Origin of the sequence: Patulibacter americanus DSM 16676 (assembly GCF_000420025.1) — a bacterium.
GTDB lineage: Bacteria > Actinomycetota > Thermoleophilia > Solirubrobacterales > Solirubrobacteraceae > Patulibacter > Patulibacter americanus.
Genome location: NZ_ATUD01000010.1, coordinates 18,173 through 34,394 on the forward strand (window position 1 = coordinate 18,173; position 16,222 = coordinate 34,394).

The following is a 16,222-nucleotide window of genomic DNA, read 5'->3' on the forward strand; positions in this document are numbered from 1 at the left end:
GGGCCGCACCGTACGTGGCGGGACGGCGGACTTGACCCGTGAATCCCGATTCACCACACTGTGAACACGGATTCACCGACGCGGCCGCGCGTCGTCCCGGATGGAGCCCCATGAGCACGACGACCGACCCCGCCCGCCCGCAGGCCATCGCCCCGGCCCCGCAGGCCCCCGCCGCCGCCCTGCGCGCCCTCGCCGGCCCGGACGGCCCGGGCCGGCGCGTGCTGAACCAGACCCCGCCGCTGCAGCCCGTCGACCTGTTCGAGACGGATGTGGCGCTGCGGGAGGCGCTCGAGCGCGAGGGCGGCGGGTGGGGGATCGACCGGGTGCGCGAGACCGGACGCGCCGCCGGCTCTCCCGAGGCTCGCGATCACGGCCTGCGGGCCGAGCGCAACGAGCCGCGGCTGGTCACCCATGACCGCTACGGGACGCGCGTGGACCAGGTCGACCTGGACCCCTCCTGGCACTGGCTCCTGGACGGGGCGATCGAGCGGGGGCTCGCCGGCCTCCCGTGGCGCGACGGGCGACCGGGATCCCACGTGGTGCGCGCGGCGGGCTTCGCCCTCTGGGGGCACACGAACAGCGGCGTCATGTGCCCCGTGTCCATGACCTACGCCGTGGTCCCGGCGCTGCGCGACGGCGCCCCGGCGCTCGCGGCGCAGTGGGAGGACCGGCTCACCCGCGAGGACCCGGCCACGGCCGCGATCGCCGGGATGGCGATGACGGAGCGCCAGGGCGGCTCGGACGTGCGGGCGAACATCACCACCGCGATCCCCGTCGGGAAGGGCGCCGGCGGCACCACCGACGAGTACGAGCTCTGGGGCCACAAGTGGTTCTGCTCGTACCCGCCCTGCGACGTGTTCCTGGTCCTCGCGCAGCTCTCCGGCACGGACGCCGACGGCGCCCCGGACCCCGGCGTTCCCGGCGCCGGCCTCTCCTGCTTCCTCGTCGAGCGCGGTCCCGGGATGGAGTTCCAGCGGCTGAAGGACAAGCTCGGCACCCGCTCGCTCGCATCGTCCGAGGTCGAGTTCCGCGGCATCCGCGGGCGGCTCGTCGGCGAGCCCGGCGGCGGCGTCAAGGCGATCATCCGGATGGTCAACCACACGCGGCTGGACTGCCTCATCGGCTCGACGACGTCGCTGCGGCGCGGGGCGATCGAGGCCATCCACCACGCCCGCTACCGCTCGGCGTTCGGGGCCCGGCTGATCGACCAGCCCGCGATGCTCAACGTGCTGGCCGACCTGGCCATCGAGTCCGAGGCCGCGACCGCGACCGCGCTGCGGCTGGCCCGCGCCTACGACGAGGACGACGCCCCCTTCCGGCGCTTCGCCACCGCCGTCATGAAGTACTGGGTCTGCAAGCGCGCCGCAGGCCACGCGAACGAGGCGCTCGAGTGCCTGGGCGGCAACGGGTTCGTGGAGGAGTCCGGCCTGCCGCTGCTCTACCGCGACGCGCCCCTGATGTCGATCTGGGAGGGCTCGGGCAACGTCGCCGCGCTCGACGTCCTGCGGGCGCTGGGCAAGGAGCCCGAGGGCCTGCCGGCGTTCCTGCGCGAGTGCGGCCTGGCCGCCGGCGCGGACCCCCGGTTCGACGCGCACCTGCGGGACGTGCAGGCCCGCGTGGCGGGGCTGGGGGCCGACGACGGGCGCGACGCCGAGGCGCGCCTGTTCGACGCACAGTTCTCCGCTCGGCGGATCGTGGAGGATCTGGGGGTGCTGCTCCAGGCCAGTCTGCTCCTGCGTCACTCGACCCCCGCGGTCGCGGACGCGTTCTGCGCCGCACGGCTCGGCGGCGAGGCGGGGCGCGCGTACGGCACGCTCCCCGTCGGCGTCGACGCCCGCGGCATCGTCGAGCGGGCGTTCCCCGCATGAGCACGCGCGGCGTGGGCGGCGTCGGCCGCGGCGGCCGGACCGGGGGTGCGGGCGGCGTCGGACGGCCCGGCGGCGGGTACGGGCCCGGGGCCCCCGGGGGCCCGTCGCCGTACGAGGGCCTGAGCGCCGCCGAGGAGGCCGCGACGATCGCGCGGAGCCGTGAGGTCGACCGCGTCGACGCGGTGAACGCCGTCGGCCGCCTCGTCCAGACCGTCCCCTCGACGGTCCCGGCGACCGGGATGTCGACCCGCGAGCGGCTGCTCGAGGCCGGGCGCTCCGTGGTGGAGGAGCACGGCTACGGCGGGGCCTCCGTCGCCGCCATCGCCGCGCGGGCGGGGGTGGCCAACGGCACGCTCTACCGGCACTTCTCGTCGAAGGAGGAGCTCTTCGTCGAGGTCTTCCGGCTCGTCTGCGGCGGCGAGCTGCACGCGATGCAGCAGGCCGCGCAGGGGCAGGAGGACCCGGCCGAGCAGGTGCTGGCCGCGCTCACCGTCTTCGCCCAGCGCGCGCTGCAGAACCGCACGCTGGCGTGGGCGCTGCTCGCCGAGCCCGTCGACCCGCAGGTCGACGCGGTGCGGCTGGAGTACCGGCGCACGTACCGAGAGCTGCTCGCCGGTCCGCTGCGCGAGGCCGTGCACCAGGGCCGGATCCCGGCACAGGACCCCGAGCTGACCGCGGCCGCGCTGGTCGGGGCGGCAGGGGAGGCCCTCGTGGGGCCGCTGTCCCCGGCCGCGTCGGCGCTCGACGGGCACCCCATGGACGGTCCGGAGCGGGCCGACGCCCTGGTTCACGGTCTCGGGGCGCTGTGTCGCAGGACGGTCGGAGCCACTGCTAGCGTGGCGCTCGATGCACCTCGGCAACCTCGCTGACGCCACCCCCTTCACCACGAAGGACGGATCGACGATCCGCGAGGTCGCGGGCCCCGTCAGCCTGCCCACGGACAACCAGTCCCTGGCCGAGGCGACGGTCCCGCCGACCGGGGCGACGACGGCGCACCTGCACCGCATCACGGAGGAGCTGTACTTCTTCACCGCCGGCCACGGCCGGCTGCGCCTGGGCGACGAGGAGCGCGAGGTCGGCCCCGGGGACTGCGTCGTCATCCCGCCCGGCACGCCGCACAAGCTCTTCAACGACTCCGACACGGAGGACCTGACGCTGCTCTGCTGCTGCGCACCGGCGTACTCCGACGCGGACACCGAGCTGCTGGAGCCCGAGGTCGACGCACGCCCGGACACCGCCACGTGAGCCGACGGACCGGCGGCGCCCGTCGCCGGGCGCTGCTGCTGGCGCTCGCCGCCGGCGCGCTCCCCGGCGCGCTGGCCCTGTCGAGCGCCGCGCCGGCGAGCGCCGCGAAGACGTGGGACCAACCGGCGCTGTGGTCGTTCGTCGACCGCCGGCAGGCCGACGTCGACCCGCGCTGGATGGCCGACCGCGGCACGTACATGCCCGTCGGCAACACGGACGACGTGCGGTTGGACGCCAATATGCTCAGCGTCCACGCCGCCGCCGCGAAGGCGGGGCACGGCGGTCCGTCGCGGCGCGACGAGCGGGTTCGGGCGCTCGCCGACCTGCTCACGCGCGCCCCCGCGTTCCTCTCGCCGCCCGCCCAGCGCGACGGCGGACAGGGCCACGTGCCGGGGTGGTCGTCGTCCTCGGTCGACAAGGGCGCGCAGCACGTCGCGATCGACCCGCAGGTCGCGGCGGCGCTCGCGGCGGCCTGGGACGCGCGCGACGTCGTCGGCCTCTCGCAGGACGTCCGCGACCGGATCGTCGAGGCGCTGCGGAGCGTCGCCGACTCGGCGTTCTTCCGCTACCCCGCGATGTTCCTCAACCAGTTCAACTGGCAGTCCGACATCGCGATGTACGCGCACCAGGTCACGGGAGACCCGCGGTACCTCGCCGAGTACCGCCAGCAGCTGCTGCGGTTCGTGGCGGGCACGCGCACCGCCCTGGTCGCCGGGCGCACGCCGTTCGTCAACGCGGGGCTCGGGATCATCTACTTCCCGCGCGTCGCCGGCGCGGCGGGATCGGCCCTCGTCTCGACGAGCGAGTACGAGAACCTCATCTTCTCCGGGCTGCGCCACTACGACGAGGCCGTCGCCGACGGTATGGAGCCGCTGCCCGAGCCCGACGAGGCGCGGCTGCGCGAGTGGTCGCAGCGCGTGGCCTACGGCGATTGGACGCACGCCGGCCAGCTCAACTGGGACACGAGCCTGGGCACGCGCCGCTGGCACCTGGCCCGCTACTGGGCCTTCGCGCTGCAGGGCACGGAGACGCTGGCGACCGCGCGGCGGCTCACGGGATCGCCCGAGCAGGCGTCGTGGGGCACGTGGCTGGCCGGCCGGGCGCTCGAGACCTACGACGCGCTCGCCGCCCGGCAGCCCACCGGCATGCTGCCCAGCGGCATGTGGGGGATCGCCGGCCGCGACGCCTCCCCGCACGCCGACCCCGTCTTCACGGCGTCGCGGTTCTCCGCCCACGCGGCACGGCTCGCCGCCCTGCGCCTGGGCACCCGCCGCGCCGTGCGGCCGCCGGGCTTCTTCGCGCTCGACCCCGACGCGGGCCGGCTTGCGGTCTCGACGATCCGGTACTCGACGGGCGTGCTGCTGCGCCACCCGACCGACGACCTCGGCGGGATCGAGCTGTCCCGGCTCTTCGACGGCCGCGGCGAGCCGGTCTCCGGCACCGGCGGCAGCGGCGCGTCGGCGTTCGGGCTCTCCCTGTCCGTCGCCGGGAACGCGCGGCTCGACACGCAGCCGGGGCGCAACGGATCGTTGCGCGGCGTGCAGCGGCTGTCGGTCCTGCAGAACGGGGTGGCCGCCACGCGGGGGACGTTCGGCGACGGGCTCGTCGTGCGGTCCTCCACGCTGAACACCGTCGCCGGCGTCTCCGTGGAGCAGACCTTCGACGAGGACGGCATCACCGTTCGCCGCGTCGTGCGCTCGGGCCGCAAGGCCGTGGCGTCGCTGCGGCTGCCGGCCTGGGGCAACAGCGCGCGCTTCTGGGTCCTCGACGCGAAGGGGCGCCGCACACGCCTCGGCGCCGGCTTCCTCCCGCTGAAGAAGGCGCGGACGATCGTCGTCGACACGAAGCGCGGCGGCTACCGCGTCGGGCTGTGCGGGCTGCCGAAGGGCGCACGCGTGCGGCTGACGACGGTGGCGCCCGTCGCGACCTCGCCCAGCACGACGCTCGTCGCGCAGATCCGCTTCGGCGTGGAGCGCGGCAAGCCGCGCAGCGCCACGCTGCGGATCGAGCCGACGATCGAGACGCCCCGCGGCGTCCTGGACTGTCGCGCCTGAGCGGCAGGGCGGCCGGCGCGACGGCCGCGGCCGTGTGCCGGCCGCGGCCGGCCGTGAAGCGCCCGACCGCGGCAGCCGCCTACCGCTTGCGGCGCGCCCCGGGGCCGGCCTCGTAGCGCCGCCGGTCGCGCTTCGTCGGGCGGCCGGCGCCCTCGAAGCCCGTCGGCCGCGCCAGGCGGCGCTCCTCGGCGCGCTGCTCGCGCTCGAGCCGGTCCTCCTCGCGCTCGTCGTAGAGCAGCCGCGCTTCGGTGGCCGGGCCGCGGCGACGGGCCAGCGCGACCACGTCGATCCGGTGGCGGTCCTCGCCGACGAGCACCTCGATCCGGTCACCGGGCCGGATCTCCTTGCTCGGCTTCACGCGGATGCCGTTCACGTGCACCCGGCCGCCCTTCACGGCGTCGACCGCCAGCGCCCGGGTCTTGACGAACCGCGCCACCCACAGCCAGGTGTCGATCCGCTGCCGCTCGAGAGCGTCCTGCATCGGCCCATCGTGCCACGCGGGGGACGCGCTCCGTCTCAGCCGAGCGATGCGCCCTTGGCCTGGTTGCACGGCGCGCAGAGGACCTGCAGGTTCTCCACGGTGTCGGCCCCGCCCAGCGCGTGCGGGATGACGTGGTCGAACTGCAGCTCGAAGTCCGCGCCGCAGGCCACGCAGCGTCCACCGTCGCGCTCCCACACCGCGCGGCGCACCTCGCGGGGCAGCGGGTCGCGGCGGACGGTCGCCTCCTCGCCGGCCAGCGCGGCGTGGGCGCGCTCGAGCCGGCGGGTGCGCTTGCGGTCGCGCTCCCGGACGAGGGCGAGCACGTCGGCGGGCTCGAGCTCCTCGTCCTCCCACCAGATGCGGTCGTCGAACGCCCACCACGTGCGGGGCCCGTCCTCCACGAGCGGGACGGGCGTCCGGGACTGCGCGGCCCGCAGCGCCCCGAACCGGCGGGCGCTCCACACCGCCGTGGCGGTCTGGCCGCCGTCCGTCAGGACGTAGCGCCGCCCGAGCAGGGTGATCCGCGCCTCGAACCGGGCCGCCTTCGCTTCGCGCAGCATCTCGTCGCCGGACGGTAGGCGGGGCGGGGGACGGCGTGCAGGCGCGCTTGCACGCGGGCCCGCCCGGGGGCGTGGGGCCCGTCGCGGCGGCACCGCCCCCTGACGACGGGGCGACAGACCGTCGCCTGCGGGCACGGCGGGCCAACCGGTCGTCCCCCTCGCGGCCGGCGCGGGGCCACGGGAGAATCGGGGCGCAGGGCCACGCCGACGAGGGTGCGGCCGACGGACCGAGGGAGCGGGATGACCGGCACGCCGGAGTGGGACGTGATCGTGGTGGGCGCGGGGATCTGCGGGCTGGCGGCCGCGGACGAGCTGGCGCGCGGCGGTGCGCGGGTGCTGGTCCTCGACCGCCGCGGGATCGGGATGGGGCAGTCGCAGGGGCTGGCCCGGATCTTCCGGGTCCGCCACGCGCAGGCCCGGCTCTGCACCCTGGCGCTGGAGTCTCGCGACGGCTGGCGGGCGTGGGAGGAGCGCCTCGGCGTGGGGCGCCTGCTGGGGGCGGAGGGCCTCGTGGCGGTCGGCTCCGGCGGCGGCCAGGACGGCCGGGCGATGGACGAGGCCGGTGCCCCGTGGGAGCCCGTTGACCGCACCCGGATGGGGCAGCTCGTCCCGCACCTGGACGCCTCGACCCTGGGGGAGGAGGGGCTGTTCGACCCCTCCGCGGGCGCGATCCGCGTGCGCCGGACCCTCGACGCGCTGGCCGCCGGGCTCGACGTCCGCGTCGGCGACGTCGTGGCGGTCGACCAGGACGACGACCGCGCCACGGTGCGCCTGGGGGACGGCACCGCGCTGCACGCCGGGCGGGTCCTGCTCTGCGCCGGCAGCGCGACCCCGCACCTCGCCCGCGCCGCCGGTCTGCCCGACATCGAGCTGACGGAGACCCACCACGTGCGCCTGACGTACCGGCGGCGCGCGCCCGAACGGTCGACGGCGTGCCTGTCGACGGACGTCGCCTACGCGCTGCCGCTCGGGAGCACCGGGCTCTGGGGCCTCGGTTTCGACTTCCCCGACCTCGAGGTGCCCGTGGACGAGCCGATCGAACCGTTCCTCGCCGAGAACCACCGCCGCCACGCCGCGTGGGTGCCCGAGCACCTCCCCGGCCTGGACCCCGTGCCGGTGGGCGAGGTGCGCTGCGTGTCGCCCTACGCGCCTTGGATCGACGGGCACGGCGACGGGTTCGCCGCCGCCCGCCGCGACCGGGTCGTGGCCTTCTGCGGCAGCAACCTCATGAAGTTCGCCCCGCTCCTGGCGGACCGCCTGGCGTGGACGGTGCGCGACGAGGCCGAGGTCCACCCCGACCTGCGGCCGGTGACCGGAGCCGCGACGGCCTAGCGCCGGCCACGCCCTCAGCGGGCGACGCGGGCCAGCTGGCGGCCCATCGCCGTGCGCTTCCCGCGGGCGTCGTAGAGCGCCGACGCGCGGCAGTCGCCGGTGCAGCGGTCCATGAACCACGCCCACCGCTCGACGTAGGGCAGGCCGTCGAGCATCCGCTTCATGCGCCGCAGGTGCGCGCGGTTGCGGGCGGCGGTCGGCTTGGCGTGCGGCTGCGCGCCCTGCCACTTCCAGGCGGGCAGCGCGCCCGTCTCCGTCACCCAGATCGGCAGCCCCCACCGGTCGTGGACCAGCTCGAGGTCGCGGCGGATCCAGCGGGCGGTGGCCGGGTCGGTGGGATCGCCGTAGAAGTGCAGCGCGATGAAGTCCACCCGGCGGCCCTGCTGCTTCGCGCGCGCCATGAAGTCGTCGAGCCAGCGCAGCTTGCGGTTCGACTGCGACGCCGAGTAGACGCTCGCCACGGCCGGGCTGCCGAGCCGCAACCCGGTGGACTCCAGCCGCGGCCACAGCCGGATCGCGTCGGCGGGGCTCATGTTCGCCTGCTCGCCGAGGTCGGGCTCGTTGAACCCGAGCAGGTGCTTCGCACGCCCTGCGCGTCGGTCGGCCGTGAGCCGGGCGATCGTCTCGTCCGTGACGCTGCCCGCACCCCACAGCATCGGCACGAACTCGACGCGCGAGCTGCGCAGCGGGCTCTCGGCCGACCAGTCGTACGTCCACCGCGCGCCGACGGCGGAGAGCCGGCGCGCGTCGTTCTTCTCCGCGTAGACGCCGCTGGCCACGCCGGTCATGGGGCGGGCGTGGGCGGCGGGCGAGAGGGCGCCGAGGACGCCGAGGGCCAGGGCGAGCAGCAGGCCCACGAGGACGGCGCGGGCGGGGAGTCGCGACGGAGGGGTGGCGGCGAGCGGCATCGACCGGGACGATAGGGCGGTCCGCGTCGCCGGACGCCGGCGGGGGTCTCCGCGTCGGTCGTCCGTCCGCCGACCGTCGTCCCCCCGCGCCGCCCCCGAGGTTCCCCGTGAGCACCCGCACCCTGCAGGTCCAGTCCCCGCCGATGACCGGCGGCGACGTCGAGGGCTGGGAGCGCGATCTGAACGCCCAACTGGGCGACTGGAGCATCGACTACCGGCTGACGGAGGACGGCCGCTACACCGTCGAGGACCGGGCGATGACGGCGTCCGTCCTCTACGGGCTCGGGATCGCGGTCGACGAGCTGACGGGCGGCGTGGCGCCCGAGCTGCGGACGAAGGTGCGCAACAAGCGCCTGAGTGCGGAGGAGCGGGCGCGCTACGACGAGCGCTCGGACTGGCGGGCCCGGCTGCGTGCGCGCCTGGAGGCCGCCGACGACCCGGCCGTCCACCGGCTCGTGTCCCGGGTGCTGTCGGACGACTGGGGCTACCACCCCGGCGTGCACGACGGGATCGACCTCATCTGCCCCCTCGACGCGCTGCTCCACGCGCCGGTGCGCAGCCGGGTGATCGACGTGCGCGCGGCCGGATGGTGGGGCCTCGGGGCCCAGCCGTCGCCCGGCCATCCCGTCTCGGAGGGCGACGGGATCATCCAGCTCGAGGCGCTCGTGACGGTGGGCCCGATCCGCGAGGGGTTCCACCTGGGCTTCGGGCACGCCGAGCACGCGCGGGTCGAGGTCGGGCAGACGGTCGACGCGGGGGAGATCCTCGGCCGCGCCGGGTTCGCCAACGCGTCCCACGTGCACTTCATGGTCAACCGGGGCGAGGTGGGCACCCGGGGGGTCGGCACGCTCGACCCGCGGGAGATCGTCGACTTCTGCGCCGAGCGGGGCTGAGCGGCGGCCGGGGCCTGCCGCTCGCCGACCCGGTGCCGGCGGACGGCCTCGAACCCGGCCCGGCGCGCGCCGGGCCGGCCCGCGGGCGGTCAGTCCTCGGGCAGCGCGGCGAACGCCTTCTTCGTCGCCCGGTACCAGCCGAGGCCGGCGACCGGCCGCTTCCACCGGCCCGCCATCTCCTCGGCGGCGGGTCGGTGCGCCTCGTCGCCCTGGGCCGTCATCTCCTTGAGGTGCGCGTCCTGCGCCGCGATCACCTCGTCGGCCTTCGTCCCGCGGAACGCGGTGTCGCACGGTCCGCCCATCTGCCTGCACGTCATCGTCTTCATGCCGCGAGGCTAGGTCGGGGCGGGTCCGGAAGCTTCTCGATTCGTGATCGATCGGCTCACCAGCTCGGCATCATGCCCTCGGGGTACCGCTCGCCGTACGCGCCGTTCGGGACGATCTCCGAAATCCGCTCGAGGTCGGCGGAGGAGAGCTCGACATCGGCGGCCGCCGCGTTCTCCGCGACGCGCGTGGCGCTGCGGGTGCCGGGGATCGGCACCACGTCGTCCCCGCGGGTCAGGAGCCACGCGAGGGCCAGCTGGCTCGGCGTGACGCCCTTCTCCGCGGCGAGGGCACCGAGCTGCTCCACGGCAGCGGCGTTGCGCTCGTAGTTGCCCGGCTGCCACTGCGCGGACCAGCTGCGCATGTCGTCCTCGGGGTACTCCGCGGCGGGCCGGAAGTCGCCCGTCAGGAACCCCCGCCCGAGCGGCGAGTAGGGCACGAACCCGACGCCCAGCTCGCGGGCGGCGGGGAGGACGTCCGCCTCGACCCCGCGCTGGAAGATGGAGTACTCCGTCTGGAGGACCGAGACGGGATGCACGGCGTGCGCCCGGCGCAGGACGTCGGGGCCGGCCTCGGAGAGCCCGAAGTACCGGACCTTGCCCGCGGCGATCAGCTCGCCGACGGCCCCCGCGACCTCCTCGATCGGCACGTCCGGGTCGACGCGGTGCTGGTAGAGGACGTCGATGTGGTCCGTGCCGAGGTGGCGCAGGCTCGCCTCGGTGACCTCGCGGATGTGCTCCGGGCGGGAGTCGAGCACGACGCCGAGCTGCGACGGGTCGCGCAGGTCGAACCCGAACTTCGTGGCGATGACGACCTCGTCCCGGAACGGGGCGACGGCCCGGCCGAGCAGCGCCTCGTTGCTGCCCGTGCCCCCGCCGTAGAGCTCGGCCGTGTCGAAGAGGGTGACGCCGAGCTCGTGGGCGCGCCGGATCGTGGCGATCGACGTCGCCTCGTCCGGTGCGGCGCCGTACGCCATCGTCATCCCCATGGTGCCCAGGCCGATGGCCCCGACCTTCAGACCCTGCGTGCCCAACGTGCGCTGCTGCATGTGTTGCTCCTTGGTAACCAACTGTTGAGTTACTACGCTAGGGCGTCTTCGGGGCAAAGTCAACAACCGGTTACTCCGTCTAGGATGCTCCGATGGCCCGTGACGCCAGCGCCACGCGCGCCCGCATCCTCGACGCGGCGGTCGCCGAGTTCTCGGCGTTCGGCCTCGCGGGCGCCCGCATCGATCGCATCGCCGAGGCGGCGGAGGCCAACAAGCGGCTGATCTACGTGCACTTCGGCAGCAAGGACGGGCTGTTCGACGCCGCGCTGGACCACGTGCTGAGCGCGATGGTCGAGGCCGTGCCGCTGACCGAGGACGACCTGCCGGGCTACGCGGCGCGGATGTACGACTACCTCCTCGTCCGCCCCGAGGCCGCGCGGATCACGGGCTGGCGCAAGCTCGAGCGGCCCGGCTCCGGGCCCGACGACGGCGCGCTGTTCTCCCCGAAGGTGGCCGGCATGGCGCGCGGGGCGCAGGGGAGCGCGAGCGGGTTCGACCCCGTCGACCTGGTGGTCTTCGTGACCTCGCTCGGGGCCGCCTGGTTCAACGTGCCCGACGGCCTGCTGCGCGCGGACGGTCGAGACCCGTCGGACCCGGAGCGGATCGCCGCCCACCGCGCGGCGATCGTCGAGGCGGTCCGACGGCTGGTGGCGCCGCCGGACGGCGGGTAGGGCCCGCGGGCGCCGGAGAACGACGAAGGCCCGCAGTTGCGGGCCTTCTTTCCCAGAGCCTCCGAGCGGACTCGAACCGCTGACCCCTTCATTACGAGTGAAGTGCTCTACCAGCTGAGCTACGGAGGCGGGACCGGGAAGAGTAGCGGAGGGCCCGCGACCGTGCCGGGTCGTCCCCGAGCGGTCGCGATAGCGTGCGGGCATGGGAATCGTCGCGTGGATCGTCCTCGGCCTCGTGGCGGGGTGGATCGCCCGGATCATCGTCCCCGGCCGCAGCGGCATGGGGTGCGTCACGACCACCGTGGTGGGCATCCTCGGGGCGCTGATCGGCGGGGCGATCGCCTCGGCGGCCGACGTCGGCGAGCTGGAGGACTTCTTCGACCTCGGCACCTGGGGCCTGGCGATCCTCGGCTCCGTCCTGCTGCTGCTCGTGCTGCAGGCCATCGGTGGCCGCGGCTCCCGGCGACGCCGCTGAGCCCGGGTCCCGGCCGACCCCTGGGCCGGCCGCGGACCCTCGTCTAGGCTCCCCGCATGTCCTGGAGCCTCGACGACATCCCCGCGCAGGACGGACGGCGCGCCGTCGTCACCGGCGCCAACGGCGGGCTCGGTCTGCAGACGGCGAAGGAGCTCGCGCGCCGCGGGGCGTCCGTCGTGCTGGCGGTGCGCGACACCGCGCGCGGCGCGAAGGCCGTCGACGTCATCCGTCGGGAGGTGTCGGACGCGCGGCTCGAGGTCGCCCCGCTCGACCTCGCCGACCTGTCCTCCGTGCGGGCGTTCGCCGCGGCGCAGGAGGCCGCGGGCGAGCCGCTGGACCTCCTGATCAACAACGCGGGCGTCATGGCCACGCCGCCGCGGACGACCGCCGACGGGTTCGAGCTGCAGCTCGGCACGAACCATCTCGGGCACTTCGCGCTGACCGCGCTGCTGCTGGACCGCCTGCGCGGCGCGCCGGCTCCCCGGGTCGTGACGGTCAGCTCGCAGGCGCACCGTCTCGGGACCATCGACTTCGACGACCTCAACTGGCAGCACTCCTACAGCCCGTGGCGCGCCTACGGCCGCGCGAAGCTCGCCAACCTGCTGTTCGCCCGCGAGCTGCAGGCGCGCGCCGACGCCGCCGGCCTGCCGCTGCGCAGCCTCGCCGCCCACCCCGGGTACTCCTCGACAGGCCTGCAGATCACCGGGCCGGGGATGAGCGGCGGAGTCGTCGGCCGGCTCAACGCGCTCGGCGGCCGGGCGCTCAACCTGCTCGTCGGCACCTCGGACGCCTACGGCGCGCTGCCGACGCTGCGGGCGGCGACGGACCCCGAGATGCCGGGCGGCGGGTTCGTCGGCCCCGGTCGGATCGCCCAGACCCGCGGCGCGGTCGGACTCGTGTCCTCCACGGCCGCCGGCCGCGACATGGACGTCGCCCGCCGGCTGTTCGACGTCTCGGAGGAGCTCACCGGCGTCGACTTCGGGCTGCCGGCCGCCGCGGCGGCCGCGGGCGTTGCGCGCTGAGCGGGCGGCCCGCGTCCGTCCCGTCGACGCCGGGCGCGACGGGGCCGGGGTTCGTCGCCCCGCCGGCGCGGTGACCGCACCCGCGACCGTCCCGGGGGCGCTGGGGCCGGACGAGCCGCGCTGGCTCGTCCTCCTGTGGACGCTCGGCCCGGCGGTCGTCCCGCTGCTGATCGGCATGGTCGGCGTGCTGGACGGGGCGGCGCCGTCCGATCGGATCTGGTGGGGGCTGGCCGCGACGGTCACCGCGGTCGCGGTGGCCGCCCGCATCCGGCACCCCGTGGCGTGTTGGTTGGGGGCCCTGCTCGTCGTCCTCTCGGGGCCGTTGCAGGGATCGTCGGGGACGGTCCTGCTGCTGGCGTTCGTGCCCGCGCTGCCCCTGGCGGCGCTCACGGCCGTGCGGCCGCCCCGCACGTCGCTGGCCGCGGCGGCGGCGACGTGGGCGGCGCTGGCCGGCGTGGCGGTGGTGCTCGACGGCCTCGAGGAGCGGGCGACCGGGGCCTACACCCTGATCGTCGGAGCCCTCGTGCTGCCCGGCACGGCCGTGCTGGCGTCGTGGCTCATCGGGTACGCCCTGTTCGTCCGGGGCCGCTACGCCCAGGCGCTCGTCGACCGGGCCCGCACGCTCGAGCGCGAGCGCGACACGGAGGCCGCCCGCGCCGTCGCCGAGGAGCGCACGCGCATCGCCCGCGAGCTCCACGACGTGGTCTCCCACAACGTCTCCGTGATGCTCGTGCAGGCCTCCGCCGCCGACGCGGTGTGGGAGCACGACCCCGCCCGGGCGCGCGAAGCCGTGCGCGCGGTGCAGGACACGGGGCGGGCCGCGATGGGCGAGCTGCGCTCCATGCTGCGCGCGATGCGCGGCGGCGACGACGAGGCCGCGGGGGCCGAGCGGCGGGCGCAGGAGAGCCTCGACCGGCTGCCCGCGCTGGTCGAGCAGGTCCGCGCCACGGGCCTCGACGCGCGGCTCGCCGTGCACGGCGACGTGTCCGGCGTCGACCCCGCCGTCGGCGTCTCCCTGCTGCGGGTCGCCCAGGAGGCGCTGACCAACGCGCTGCGCCACGCGGACGCCCGCCGGGTCGACGTCGCCCTGGACGTCGGGCCGGACGCCGTCTCGCTCGTGGTGCAGGACGACGGGCGGGGCCTGGCCGGATCGCGCGGCGTCGACGAGCCGGAGGACCCGGCGCGTCGCGGCGGCCACGGCCTGGTCGGGATGCGCGAGCGCATGACGGTCCTCGGCGGCGAGCTCGAGGTCGGGCCCGCCGTGGGCGGCGAGGGCCCCAGCGTGGGGACGCGCGTCGCCGTGCGCGCGCCGCTGCGTCAGGATGCGGCGCGATGAGCATCCGCGTCCTCCTCGTCGACGACCAGGAGCTGCTGCGCTCGGGCTTCCGCATGATCCTCGAGGCCGCCGGTGACATCCGGGTCGTGGGCGAGGCCGCCGACGGCGGCGAGGGCGCCGAGGCGGCCCGCCGGCTGCGCCCGGACGTCGTCCTCATGGACGTGCGGATGGGCGCCGTCGACGGCATCGAGGCGACCCGCCGGATCGTCGCCGCCGACGCCGGGCGCGTCGTGGTGCTCACGACCTTCGACCTCGACGAGTACGTCTACGCCGCCCTGCGGGCCGGGGCGTCGGGGTTCCTCCTGAAGGACACACGGCCCTCCGACCTCGTGGACGCGGTGCGGGTGGTGGCCGGCGGCGAAGCGCTGCTGGCCCCGAGCGTCACCCGGCGCCTGCTCGAGCGCTTCGGCGGCGACCTCGCCCCCCGCGGCGCGGGCGAGGACCCGGCCGCGGCGGTCCTGACGGAACGCGAGCGCGAGGTGCTCCGGCTGATCGCGGGCGGCCGCTCGAACCTGGAGATCGCCGACCGGCTCGTGCTCACGGAGGCGACGGTCAAGACCCACGTCTCCAACGTGCTGCGCAAGCTGGCGGTCCGTGACCGCGTGCAGGCCGTGGTCTGGGCGTACGAGCACGGCGTGGTGCGGCCGGGGGAGGGCGACGGGTGAGGCGGCCGGTGCGCGCCGCCCTCGTGCTCGTGCTCGTCGTGGCGCTCGGCGTCGTGGCCTGGACGGCGGTCACCGGATCGGTGCCGTGGGACCGCGCCGGGCCCATCCGCAACGCCCGTCCGCCCGCGCCACGGACCGCGCGGACGATCGCCGAGCTGCAGCCGGACCGCGTCATCGCCCGCGTCGAGGCGCTGCGCGGCCTGAAGCTGAAGCGCCGCCCGCGCTTCCGCGTGCTGACCCCGGCGCAGGCCCGCCGGCAGGTGGCCGCGGTGGAGGAGCGCGAGAGCGGCGGGGCGACCTCGGCGCGGGAGGACCGCGAGGACGTCGCGCTCGCCACGCTGCTCGGCCTCCTGCCGCCGGACGTCGACATCGAGGAGCTGCGCGGGCGCGTGACCTCGGAGGGGACGCTCGGCTACTACGACGGCGAGCGCAACGAGATGACGATCATCTCGAAGGGCCCGACCCTGCCCGTGGGCGTTGAGACGACGGTCGCGCACGAGCTGACGCACGCGATCGAGGAGCAGCACTTCGGAATCTTCCGCCGCTCCGCCCGCATCGACGACGAGGACGAGGCGCTCGCCTACAGCTCGGTGCTCGAGGGCAGCGCGAGCGACGTGGAGGAGCGCTACCGCCGCCGCTACCGGATCCCGCAGCCCGATCCGAACGCCGACCCGGCGGCCCAGCGGCTGATCCGCGACCTGCCCTTCGGGCAGCTCCTGCTGCTCGGGTTCCCCTATGCGGTCGGCGCGGAGTTCGTCGCGGCGCTGCGGGCGAAGAAGGACGGGCAGGCCCGGCTGGCCGCAGCGCTGACGACCCGCATCCCCCGCTCGACCGCCCAGATCCTCGATCCGGCGCTCTACCTCGCGGACGAGCGGCCCGTGCGTTCCGGGCTCCGCGCCGCCCGGGCCTTCGGGGCCGGCTGGACGCTGCGTCAGGACGAGCCGCTCGGTGCGGTCGACGTCCTCGCGCTCCTCTCGCCGACCGAGGCCGAGAGCCTGACGGCCGCCGTCCCCGCCCGCGCGGTGCGCGGAGGCCGGTACCAGTACCTGCGCCGCCGGGCGGTCGGCGACGCCGCGTGCCGCAACCCGTGCGTGGCGCGCGATGCATTCGTCGGGACGTTCCGGTTCGCCGACGCGGGGCAGGCGCAGTCGTTCACGCGGCAGTTCGGCTCCGTGCTCACCCGCCGGCGCGGCGGGAAGGCGGTGGGCGACGGCGTCTGGCGGATCGGGGGCGGCGGCGCCGCGGCGGGGACCGACGGTGTCGTGGCGACGTTCGCGTACGCGCCGACGCCGGAGCTCGCCCGCCGGCTCGTGCGCGAGGCTCCCACCGGCTGACCCTGG

At 75.9% G+C, this 16,222-nt stretch carries 17 protein-coding genes and 1 tRNA gene; 12 read left to right on the plus strand and 6 right to left on the minus strand.

Going from position 1 to position 16,222, the window contains the following annotated elements; translation table 11 throughout:
- Positions 1-110 precede the first annotated feature (110 nt).
- From F593_RS0115480 to F593_RS0115495, 4 genes are read left to right on the plus strand one after another with little or no spacing between them, the layout of a single operon-like run.
- Positions 111-1,868 carry an acyl-CoA dehydrogenase family protein gene (locus tag F593_RS0115480; protein ID WP_022929661.1) on the plus strand — a complete coding sequence of 586 codons (1,758 nt, stop codon included), beginning with the start codon at positions 111-113 and terminating at the stop codon, positions 1,866-1,868.
- Entirely contained in the window at positions 1,865-2,737 is an 873-nt protein-coding gene (locus tag F593_RS28585; protein ID WP_022929662.1) for a TetR/AcrR family transcriptional regulator, read from the plus strand. Before F593_RS0115480 ends, F593_RS28585 begins: the two co-directional genes overlap by 4 nt.
- Entirely contained in the window at positions 2,715-3,113 is a 399-nt protein-coding gene (locus F593_RS25795; protein ID WP_022929663.1) for a cupin domain-containing protein, read from the plus strand. The genes F593_RS28585 and F593_RS25795 overlap by 23 nt, the downstream gene beginning before the upstream one ends.
- Positions 3,110-5,167 (plus strand): hypothetical protein, encoded by a 2,058-nt coding sequence (locus tag F593_RS0115495; RefSeq protein WP_022929664.1) that lies wholly within the window; start codon positions 3,110-3,112, stop codon positions 5,165-5,167. The genes F593_RS25795 and F593_RS0115495 overlap by 4 nt, the downstream gene beginning before the upstream one ends.
- Before the next feature lie 79 nt (positions 5,168-5,246).
- On the opposite strand, the gene F593_RS0115500 is transcribed toward F593_RS0115495, so the two are convergent.
- Together F593_RS0115500 and F593_RS28590 are read right to left on the minus strand one after the other, a co-directional pair.
- Entirely contained in the window at positions 5,247-5,648 is a 402-nt protein-coding gene (locus F593_RS0115500) for an RNA-binding S4 domain-containing protein (protein ID WP_022929665.1), read from the minus strand.
- Between the two features lie 35 nt (positions 5,649-5,683).
- Positions 5,684-6,208, minus strand: a complete 525-nt coding sequence (locus F593_RS28590) for an HNH endonuclease (RefSeq protein WP_022929666.1) — start codon at positions 6,206-6,208, stop codon at positions 5,684-5,686.
- Between the two features lie 240 nt (positions 6,209-6,448).
- Between F593_RS28590 and F593_RS25805 the strand changes: the two genes are divergently transcribed.
- The gene (locus F593_RS25805; RefSeq protein ID WP_022929667.1) at positions 6,449-7,540 is read left to right on the plus strand and encodes an NAD(P)/FAD-dependent oxidoreductase; all 1,092 of its coding nucleotides are present in this window, start codon (positions 6,449-6,451) and stop codon (positions 7,538-7,540) included.
- A 14-nt stretch (positions 7,541-7,554) separates the two neighbouring features.
- Here the strand turns inward: F593_RS25805 and F593_RS25810 are convergent, their stop codons facing one another.
- Entirely contained in the window at positions 7,555-8,448 is an 894-nt protein-coding gene (locus F593_RS25810; RefSeq protein WP_051160558.1) for a glycosyl hydrolase, read from the minus strand.
- 107 nt (positions 8,449-8,555) lie between these two features.
- Here F593_RS25810 and F593_RS0115520 point away from each other — a divergent pair, with 107 nt between their 5' ends.
- Entirely contained in the window at positions 8,556-9,341 is a 786-nt protein-coding gene (locus tag F593_RS0115520; protein WP_022929668.1) for a M23 family metallopeptidase, read from the plus strand.
- Positions 9,342-9,430: 89 nt separating this feature from the next.
- Here F593_RS0115520 and F593_RS0115525 read toward each other — a convergent pair whose 3' ends face one another.
- Positions 9,431-9,667, minus strand: coding sequence for a DUF1059 domain-containing protein (locus F593_RS0115525; protein WP_022929669.1), 237 nt, complete (start codon positions 9,665-9,667; stop codon positions 9,431-9,433).
- Positions 9,668-9,723: 56 nt separating this feature from the next.
- Complete coding sequence (locus F593_RS0115530; protein WP_022929670.1) at positions 9,724-10,713, minus strand: aldo/keto reductase; 990 nt, start codon at positions 10,711-10,713, stop codon at positions 9,724-9,726.
- A 92-nt stretch (positions 10,714-10,805) separates the two neighbouring features.
- Here F593_RS0115530 and F593_RS0115535 point away from each other — a divergent pair, with 92 nt between their 5' ends.
- The gene (locus F593_RS0115535) at positions 10,806-11,384 is read left to right on the plus strand and encodes a TetR/AcrR family transcriptional regulator (RefSeq protein WP_022929671.1); all 579 of its coding nucleotides are present in this window, start codon (positions 10,806-10,808) and stop codon (positions 11,382-11,384) included.
- Positions 11,385-11,440: 56 nt separating this feature from the next.
- Here F593_RS0115535 and F593_RS0115540 read toward each other — a convergent pair.
- Positions 11,441-11,513 (minus strand) — tRNA-Thr (locus tag F593_RS0115540).
- 73 nt (positions 11,514-11,586) lie between these two features.
- Here F593_RS0115540 and F593_RS0115545 point away from each other — a divergent pair.
- From F593_RS0115545 to F593_RS0115565, 5 genes are all read left to right on the plus strand, one after another.
- Entirely contained in the window at positions 11,587-11,859 is a 273-nt protein-coding gene (locus tag F593_RS0115545) for a GlsB/YeaQ/YmgE family stress response membrane protein (protein WP_022929672.1), read from the plus strand.
- A gap of 56 nt (positions 11,860-11,915) precedes the next feature.
- On the plus strand, positions 11,916-12,881 hold the full coding sequence (locus tag F593_RS0115550) for an oxidoreductase (protein WP_022929673.1): 966 nt from the start codon (positions 11,916-11,918) through the stop codon (positions 12,879-12,881).
- 70 nt (positions 12,882-12,951) lie between these two features.
- Positions 12,952-14,217: a sensor histidine kinase gene (locus F593_RS25815; RefSeq protein WP_157251866.1), complete on the plus strand. Its 1,266-nt coding sequence runs from the start codon at positions 12,952-12,954 to the stop codon at positions 14,215-14,217.
- On the plus strand, positions 14,214-14,882 hold the full coding sequence (locus F593_RS0115560) for a response regulator (RefSeq protein WP_022929675.1): 669 nt from the start codon (positions 14,214-14,216) through the stop codon (positions 14,880-14,882). Before F593_RS25815 ends, F593_RS0115560 begins: the two co-directional genes overlap by 4 nt.
- 8 nt (positions 14,883-14,890) lie before the next feature.
- Positions 14,891-16,216: a hypothetical protein gene (locus F593_RS0115565; RefSeq protein ID WP_022929676.1), complete on the plus strand. Its 1,326-nt coding sequence runs from the start codon at positions 14,891-14,893 to the stop codon at positions 16,214-16,216.
- The last annotated feature ends 6 nt before the right edge of the window (positions 16,217-16,222 follow it).

What these genes read in the sequence shown, in the direction of transcription:
- F593_RS0115535 (WP_022929671.1), top strand. Translation starts at nt 10,806, where the DNA reads ATGGCCCGTGACGCCAGCGCCACGCGCGCCCGCATCCTCGACGCGGCG.
- F593_RS25810 (WP_051160558.1), bottom strand. Translation starts at nt 8,448, where the DNA reads ATGCCGCTCGCCGCCACCCCTCCGTCGCGACTCCCCGCCCGCGCCGTC.
- F593_RS0115500 (WP_022929665.1), bottom strand. Translation starts at nt 5,648, where the DNA reads ATGCAGGACGCTCTCGAGCGGCAGCGGATCGACACCTGGCTGTGGGTG.
- F593_RS0115525 (WP_022929669.1), bottom strand. Translation starts at nt 9,667, where the DNA reads ATGAAGACGATGACGTGCAGGCAGATGGGCGGACCGTGCGACACCGCG.
- F593_RS28585 (WP_022929662.1), top strand. Translation starts at nt 1,865, where the DNA reads ATGAGCACGCGCGGCGTGGGCGGCGTCGGCCGCGGCGGCCGGACCGGG.
- F593_RS0115560 (WP_022929675.1), top strand. Translation starts at nt 14,214, where the DNA reads ATGAGCATCCGCGTCCTCCTCGTCGACGACCAGGAGCTGCTGCGCTCG.
- F593_RS28590 (WP_022929666.1), bottom strand. Translation starts at nt 6,208, where the DNA reads ATGCTGCGCGAAGCGAAGGCGGCCCGGTTCGAGGCGCGGATCACCCTG.
- F593_RS0115530 (WP_022929670.1), bottom strand. Translation starts at nt 10,713, where the DNA reads ATGCAGCAGCGCACGTTGGGCACGCAGGGTCTGAAGGTCGGGGCCATC.
- F593_RS0115550 (WP_022929673.1), top strand. Translation starts at nt 11,916, where the DNA reads ATGTCCTGGAGCCTCGACGACATCCCCGCGCAGGACGGACGGCGCGCC.
- F593_RS0115480 (WP_022929661.1), top strand. Translation starts at nt 111, where the DNA reads ATGAGCACGACGACCGACCCCGCCCGCCCGCAGGCCATCGCCCCGGCC.
- F593_RS0115545 (WP_022929672.1), top strand. Translation starts at nt 11,587, where the DNA reads ATGGGAATCGTCGCGTGGATCGTCCTCGGCCTCGTGGCGGGGTGGATC.
- F593_RS25805 (WP_022929667.1), top strand. Translation starts at nt 6,449, where the DNA reads ATGACCGGCACGCCGGAGTGGGACGTGATCGTGGTGGGCGCGGGGATC.
- F593_RS25795 (WP_022929663.1), top strand. Translation starts at nt 2,715, where the DNA reads ATGCACCTCGGCAACCTCGCTGACGCCACCCCCTTCACCACGAAGGAC.